General features: G+C 71.5%; 5 protein-coding genes. 2 read left to right on the plus strand and 3 right to left on the minus strand.

Annotated features, from left to right (window positions below; genetic code table 11):
- Positions 1-355 precede the first annotated feature (355 nt).
- Together AB0O34_RS35625 and AB0O34_RS35630 are read left to right on the plus strand one after the other, a co-directional pair.
- On the plus strand, positions 356-1,558 hold the full coding sequence (locus AB0O34_RS35625) for a cysteine desulfurase-like protein (RefSeq protein ID WP_363923205.1): 1,203 nt from the start codon (positions 356-358) through the stop codon (positions 1,556-1,558).
- Between the two features lie 233 nt (positions 1,559-1,791).
- Positions 1,792-3,756, plus strand: coding sequence for a glycoside hydrolase family 44 protein (locus tag AB0O34_RS35630; protein ID WP_363923207.1), 1,965 nt, complete (start codon positions 1,792-1,794; stop codon positions 3,754-3,756).
- Positions 3,757-3,946: 190 nt separating this feature from the next.
- Here AB0O34_RS35630 and AB0O34_RS35635 read toward each other — a convergent pair whose 3' ends face one another.
- The 3 genes from AB0O34_RS35635 to AB0O34_RS35645 all read right to left on the minus strand — a co-directional run.
- Complete coding sequence (locus AB0O34_RS35635; protein ID WP_363923209.1) at positions 3,947-5,131, minus strand: aminotransferase class V-fold PLP-dependent enzyme; 1,185 nt, start codon at positions 5,129-5,131, stop codon at positions 3,947-3,949.
- A 372-nt stretch (positions 5,132-5,503) separates the two neighbouring features.
- A complete protein-coding gene (locus AB0O34_RS35640; protein WP_363923213.1) occupies positions 5,504-6,739 on the minus strand; it encodes a cytochrome P450 in 1,236 nt (411 codons plus the stop codon).
- A gap of 52 nt (positions 6,740-6,791) precedes the next feature.
- A partial coding sequence (locus tag AB0O34_RS35645) for an aminoglycoside phosphotransferase family protein (RefSeq protein ID WP_363923211.1) occupies positions 6,792-7,510 on the minus strand: 719 nt, incomplete at its 5' end.

The raw sequence follows: 7,510 nt of genomic DNA on the forward strand, positions 1-7,510 counted from the left end.
TCTACCAACGCCACCGCACCGGCAAAGACCGCTGGACCTACACCTACCTCCCACAGCACTCCCGCCCACCCGCCCGGAAGGCCACTACGCAGCCACATCCACATCACCGGACATGAGCCTGCCCACCACAGCCACCGGACACGAATCCCCGTCGTAGCCATGGGCATGAACCATCGCCGTCATTGCCGTCGGGCATGAACCACCGCCGCCACCACTGCCCCCGGCACGGACCCGAGCCGTCATTGGAACATCCTTGTGCGGGGTGGGGCTGTGTTCGGGGTGCGGGTGCGGGGATGTGGGGGCGGTACTGGGCATATCGTCATGCCATTGAGGTGCGGTGATTTGGGGAGGTTTTGTGGCTTACGATGTGGCGGCTGTGCGGGCGCGGTTCCCTGCGCTGGACGAGGGCGCGGCGCACTTTGACGGGCCGGGTGGGTCGCAGGTGCCCGACGTGGTGGCGGACGCCGTGGCCGGCACGTTGCGCGCCGCGATCGCCAACCGCGGGGTCCGTACGGCAGCCGAGCGCCGGGCCGACGCGATCGTGATCGAGGCGCGTCAGGCGATGGCGGACCTGCTCGGCGGCACGCCGTCCGGCATCGTACTGGGCCGGAGCATGACGCAGCTCACCTACGACATGGCGCGTGCCCTCGCGAAGGGGTGGAACCCCGGGGACGAGGTGGTCGTCAGCCGACTGGACCACGACGCGAACATCCGGCCGTGGGTGCACGCCGCCGAGTCGCGCGGGGTCACGGTGCGCTGGGCCGAGTTCGCCCCCGAGACCGGCGAGCTGGACACCGCCGCGGTGGCCGACTTGCTCACCGAACGCACCAGGCTCGTGGCCGTCACCGCCGCGTCGAACCTGCTCGGCACGCGTCCGGACATCCCGGCGATCGCCGAGGCGGTGCACGCGGCCGGGGCGCTTCTGTACGTCGATGGCGTCCACCTGACGCCGCACACCCTGGTGGACATCGGACAGCTGGGCGCCGACTTCTTCGCCTGCTCGCCGTACAAGTTCCTCGGCCCGCACCTGGGCGTGCTCGCCGCCGACCCGGGTGTGCTCGAAACCGTCCATCCGGACAAGCTGCTTCCCGCCACCGACGTGGTGCCTGAGCGGTTCGAGCTGGGCACGCTCCCGTACGAGGTGCTCTCCGGGACGACGGCGGCGGTGGACTTCCTCGCCGATCTGGTACCAGGCGAAGGGACCCGACGCGAACGCCTCGCCGGTTCGATGGCCGCGCTGGAGCGGCACGAGGAGATCATGCTCGAACGGCTCGACTCCGGGCTGGCCGAGATCCCTGGGGTAGTCCTGCACGGTTCGCCCCGGCGCAGGCGCACCCCGACGACGCTGTTCTCCGTCGGCCGCGTCCCGCCGGCCGACGTGCACGAGTTCCTGGCGGCGCGCGGGGTCAACGCCCCTGCGGGCAGCTTCTACGCGCTGGAGTGCAGCCACCGGCTGGGACTCGGCGACGCGGGAGCCGTACGCGCCGGGATGGCCCCCTACACCGACGATTCCGACGTGGACCGGCTCCTGAAGGGCGTACGCGAGCTGGCCGGGTGAGTCGTATCGTTCTGCCGACAAGCTCCGCCGCGCGCCCACGCCGCCGTACCGAGCCGGGCGCTCGGGCGGGGCTTCGTACGGTTCAGAGCGAGCGGTGACCGCCGGCATCGCCGTAGGTGAAAGTTTCAGCTCCGGCGGGCCTATGACCAGTGCTCTCTCTTCCCAGTGGGCGCGCGGGCCTAGACCACGGCTCCTGCGGGGCAGCACCATCGCCCCGAAGGAGGCGCCACGCCATGCCCCGAACCCTGACCTGGGCCGCCCTGCTGTCCACGGCCCTGCTGGTCACGCCCGGCGCAGCGACCGGCACAGCCCGAGCCGCCGACCTGAGCCTTTCGGTCGACCTGACAGCACCGACCCACCCGATCAGCCCGTACGTGTACGGGATGAACTTCGCCGACGAGTCACTGGCGAAGGAACTGGGTCTGCCGGTGCGCCGGTGGGGCGGCAACGCCACCACCCGGTACGACTACCGGACTGACACGACCAACCGGGCGAGCGACTGGTACTTCGAGAACGTCCCCGGCGACAACCCCGACCCCGCCGGCCTGCCGGACGGCTCGGAGACCGACCGGTTCACCGACCAGAACGTGCGCACCGGCACCGACACCATCCTGACCGTGCCCCTGATCGGGTGGGCGCCCAAGGAACGGGCGAAGGCGTGCGGTTTCAGCGTGGCGAAGTACGGGCCGCAGCAGTCGACCGACCCGTGGGCCCCGGACTGCGGCAACGGCGTCAGGCCCGACGGCACCAGAATAACCGGGAACGACCCGCACGACACCAGCGTGGAGATCGGCCCCGAGTACGTCACCGGCTGGCTGGGTCACCTCGGCGCGAAGTACGGCGACGCGGCCCACGGCGGCGTGCGCTTCTACAACCTGGACAACGAGCCGGACATCTGGTTCTCCACCCACCGTGATGTGCACCCGGCCGGGCCAACCTACGACGAGATGCGCGACAGCACCTACGCCATCGCCGGCGCGGTCAAGGCGGCCGATCCGGGTGCGGCCACCCTCGGGCCGGTCGGCTGGGGCTGGTCGTCGCTGACGCTCTCGGGCTCCGACCAGCAGAGATGCGCGATCGAGGGGTGCTGGAGCAACCCGCCGGACCAGGCCGCGCACGGCGGCCTGCCGTTCGGCGAGTGGTACCTGGCGCAGATGAAGGCGTACGAGCAGAGCCACGGCGTGCGCATCCTGGACTACTACGACAACCACTGGTACCCCCAGGGCAGCGGTGTGACCTCCGGCGACCCCGGTGACGCCGCGACGCAGGCGCTGCGGCTACGGCAGACCCGCACACTGTGGGACCGTACGTACACCGACGAGAGCTGGATCAACCAGCCCGTGTACCTCATCCCCCGGATGAAGGACATGATCGCCCGGAACTACCCGGGAACCAAGGTCGCCCTCACGGAGTACAGCTTCGGCGCCATCGGGTCGCTCAACGGCGCTCTCGCGCAGGCGGACGCCCTGGGCATCTTCGGCCGGGAAGGCGCCGACCTGGCGACCCTATGGGGCCCGCCCGCGCCCACCGACCCCGGGGCGTACGCCTTCAGGATGTACCTGAACTACGACGGCAAGGGAGGCCGGTTCGGCGACACCTCGGTCGGCTCCACCAGCACCGACCAGTCGCAGCTGGCCGTGTACGGCGCGACGCGCCGGAGCGACGGCGCGCTGACGCTGATGGTCGTCAACAAGACGAGCTCGGACCTGGCCAGCCCGCTCACCGTCACCGGCACCGCGCCGGGCGGCACCGCCCAGGTCTACCGCTACAGCGGCGCGAACCTGACCGGCATCGTCCGCGGCCCCGACGTGACGCTGCGGCCCGCCCCCGCCGCGTCGTCGCACGGCACGCCGTCCGCGGTGGTGTCCGCCACGTACCCGGCGAACTCCATCACCGAGCTGGTCATCCCGGACACCGTGCCGCCCCGCGCGCCCGCCGGCCTGACCGCCGGCCGTCCGACCCCGCACGGCGTCACGCTGACCTGGCCGCGCGCGACCGACAACGTCGCCGTCACCGGGTACGAGGTCGGGCAGAAGAGCGCCGCGGGCACCACCGAGATCGCGACCACCGCCACCACGCTCACCGTCACCGGCCTGTCACCCGGCGAGCGCTACACCTTCTGGGTACGGGCCCGGGACGGTGCGGGCAATCACAGCCCGAAGTCCCGGAGCGTCTCGGTCACCACGCCCCGCCGTTAGCAGGCCTCACCGCCTGATCAGCGGCGCGATCTGTACGGACCGCTGCCGACGCCGGGCATACCAAGTGCGGCGTGTCGAGGGCATCGGCGACGGCGTCGAGCATCACCGCGGCGGAGGCGATGGTGGGGCCCGTCCACCGGACGGCGGGCCGGCACTGCGATGGAGGCCACGTCAAGGTGTCGGCGGGGCCTCATCCGGCGAGCCGTGGACGAGGCCCCGTACCGTTCGGACGGCCGTTCTGGGCGAACACGTCGCGAAGGCCGGTCGCAAGGCGTTGGTAGTCCTGCTCGCGGTTGTAGACCTGGGCCGAGAGGCGGAGGAGGCCGGTGCCGGGCCACGGGCGTATGGCCGCCCGGCAGCCCGTCTTGCGCAAGATCTCGGCGGACAGCGCCTCCGCCCGCGCCTGGCTCTCCCCGATGCCGTCGGGCAGCCGCAGGATCCGCATGAAAAGCTCCGGGTCGGACCGCCAGGGCGTCAGCCCGGTCACCTCCGCGACGATCTCCTGGCCGCGTGCGACGAGCGCGGCGTTCTGAGCCCGTACGGCTCCCGCGCCGAGGTCGCCGAGCAGGCGCGGCCCGTACGGCGCGGCCAGCCAGGCGGTGTAGTCGCGGGTGCCCTGGAACTCCACGCTCCTCGGGAAGCCGTCCCCCTGGTAGAACGACGGGATCAGCGGCTCGACCCGCTCGCGCCACGCCGGGGCCACCGCCAGCACGCCGGACGGCCTCGGCGCGAACGCCCACTTGTGCAGGTTCCCGGTCCAGAAGTCGGCGCCCAGCTCGCTCAGGTCGAGGTCCAGCATGCCCGGCGCGTGCGCCCCGTCCACGATCGTGACCACCCCGAGGGCGCGGAACCCCTCCACCAGGCGGGCCACCGGCAGCAGGCGCGCGGTGGCCGAGGTGATGTGGTCGAAGACCGCCACCTTCGTACGCGGCGTGACCGCGCCCAGGAATGCCTCGGCGGCCTCCTCGCCCGACCACTCGCCGTCCTCCTGCCCGGGAAGCGTCACCTTGACCACCCGTGCCCCGGCACGCTCAGCGCTCCGCCGTACGGCGATCTCCACGGCACCGTAGGAGTGATCGCTGATCAGGATCTCGTCACCGGGCGCGAGCGGCACGCTGTTCAGCGCGACCGCGACGCCCTCGGTCACGTTGGCGACGAACGCCATGCCGTCGGGCTCGCTACCGAGGAAGGCCGCCACCTCGTTCCTCGCCTTGGCGATGCGGTCGAGAACCGTGGCGAAGAAGACGTCGGGGTTGAGCTCCACCTCCCGGCGGAGCTCGTCTTGCCGTTCCCTGACGTAGTGCGGCACCGCCCCGAACGAACCGTGGTTCAGGTGCGTGATCGACGGGTCCAGGCTGAAGTCGCCAATATCCACAACCCGGACATTAACCGGTCACCCGCTTCCGGAGGCTCCCCGCCCTGACCCTGAGGTCGCGGTGTGCCACCACCAGCAAGAGCACCAGGACCGGGAGCGCGGCGGCCCATCCCCGGTGGACGGGCTCACCGGGGGTCGTCCGGGGCCGCCAGGGCCAGAGTCCCCCGCCCGAGGAACAACGGACGGTCCGCGCCCGGACGGGGATCTAGGAGGTGTAGGTGGGCAGGGTGCAGTAGGTGACCCCGTCATGTCTCTCGCACCGGTCGCCGTAGAGGCCCCTGCGCATCTGCGCGCCGATCAGCACGGCCCGGGTGCGGGCGGGTGCGCGGGCCGGCAGGGCCTCCAGCGCCTCGGGCAGGCGTGACCGGCCGGCTAGAAGGTGAAGGACTGGGTGCGGACGCTGTTGTCGAAGTTGGAGAGCAGGAGCTCGGGGTCGCCGACGGCGCGGATGCCGGGCAGGCGGGTGAACAGCTCGCGGTACATGATCTTGATTTCCTGGCGGGCCAGGTTGGCGCCGAGGCAGAAGTGCGGGCCGGGGCCGCCGAAGCCGACATGCGGGTTGGGGCTGCGGGTGATGTCGTACCGGTCGGGGTCGTCGAACACGTCCTCGTCGCGGTTGGCCGAACCGTAGAACAGCACCACCTTGTCGCCGGGCGCGAGCCGTACCCCCCGGATCTCGTACTCCTCGGTGACCGTGCGCCGGAACTGCATGATCGGCGAGACGTGGCGGACGGTCTCCTCGATCGCGCCGCCGATGTGGCCGTCGAAGTCGCCGACGAGCCGCTCCCGCTCGCCGGGGTTGTCGGTGAGCAGCTTGAGCCCGTGGGCCATCGTGTTGCGGGCGGTCTCGTTGCCCGCGACCAGCAGCAGGGTGAAGAACGAGCCGAGCTCCCTCGGGGTCAGCCGCTCGCCGTCGACGTTGGCGTTGACCAGCGCGGACACCAGGTCGTCCGAGGGGTTCTTCTCCCGCTCGCGGCCCAGCTTGATCACCAGGCGTTGCAGGGCCAACAGCGCCGCCATGTTGCGGCCCGCCATCGCGACCGTGCGCGGCAGGCTCATGCGCACCCCGGTGTACGCGGTGGAGACGTCGACGTGCTGGTGCACCTTGGCCCGGATGTCGTCGGGAACGCCCACCATGTCGCAGATGACGTGGATGGGCAGCCGGGCGGCGACCTGCGCGACGAAGTCACGCGGCCCCTCCTTGACCACGTCGTCGACGATGCGCCCGGCGGCCCTCACGATGTCGTCGTCGAGCTTGCCGAGCATCTTGGGCGAGAACGCGCGGGACACGATGCGGCGGAGGCGGGCGTGGCGGGGGTCGTCGAGGTTGACCATCGAGTCGCCGAACACGTGCTTCACCCAGCCGGGCGGCTCGGGGTTGGTCACGGCGGGCTCACTGGAGAAGACCTTGGCGTTGCGGCTGGCCTCCACCACGTCCGCGTGCCGCACCAGGGCGTGGAACCCCTTGCCCGAGCGGAGCAGCGGCACCCGGCGCTCGGCGAAGAACACCGGGTGATCGAGCTTCCTGAGCCGCGCGAAATCGTGGTCGCGCTCCTGGGGCGGCCTGCGCCAGAACGCCAGATCCGCCAGGTCGATGCCCGTCTCCATGGCCGTCGTCACGGTCACATCCTGGCACGGCCCAGACCGCCCCCGCCCGGCGTCAGCGGTACGGCTGCCACCGGGTGGTGAGGTCGCGGGCCCGGTAGGTCCGCATGCGGTGTTCCCACTGGGGGCGGATGCCGGGGTTACTGCGCAGGATGGGCAGGACGCTGGTGACCAGCTTCAGCTCGCGAAGGCGGCGCAGAACCGGGAACCCGTCCCACTCGGTGATGTCGACTCCGTAGTGCTTGGCCAGCATCGCGTGGTCGTCCGTCGCGTAGTCGAGGCGGAGCCGCCCGACCGCGAGGGGCGCGAGGTCCCACTCGCGGGGGCCGATGGACGTGCCGTCGAAGTCGCACAGCACCGGGCCGCGAGGGCCCGCGATGAGGTTGCCGATGAACGCGTCCCCGTGGATGACGCCCCGCGGCAGCACGTAGCGGAGCCCCGCGAGCTGCTCCTCGACCTCGTCGCACTCCCGCAGCAGGAACGCGTGGTCGCCGGCGTCCAGGTCCTCAGGCTCGGCCAGGCGCTGGCGCACCTCGTCCATCGGATGCCATCGCGGCAGGTCGGCGGGCGGGCCGGGGAGCCGGTGCAGGCGCTTGAGCAAGATGGCGAGATCGGCGCCGTCCGGCCGGAGCCCCGTCTCGGGGATGTGCTCCCACAGGGTGATCATCTGGCCGTACAGCCGGATGGGCTGCTCCACGCCCGGTAGGAGCCGCACCGCGGGGAAGCCGTGGCCCGCCAGCCACCGGGCGACGCGCACCACGGTCTCCGCCCGCT

The sequence above is a fragment of the Sphaerisporangium sp. NPDC088356 genome (assembly GCF_040685555.1).
Lineage (GTDB): Bacteria > Actinomycetota > Actinomycetes > Streptosporangiales > Streptosporangiaceae > Sphaerisporangium.

What these genes read in the sequence shown, in the direction of transcription:
- AB0O34_RS35630 (WP_363923207.1), top strand. Translation starts at nt 1,792, where the DNA reads ATGCCCCGAACCCTGACCTGGGCCGCCCTGCTGTCCACGGCCCTGCTG.
- AB0O34_RS35640 (WP_363923213.1), bottom strand. Translation starts at nt 6,739, where the DNA reads ATGGAGACGGGCATCGACCTGGCGGATCTGGCGTTCTGGCGCAGGCCG.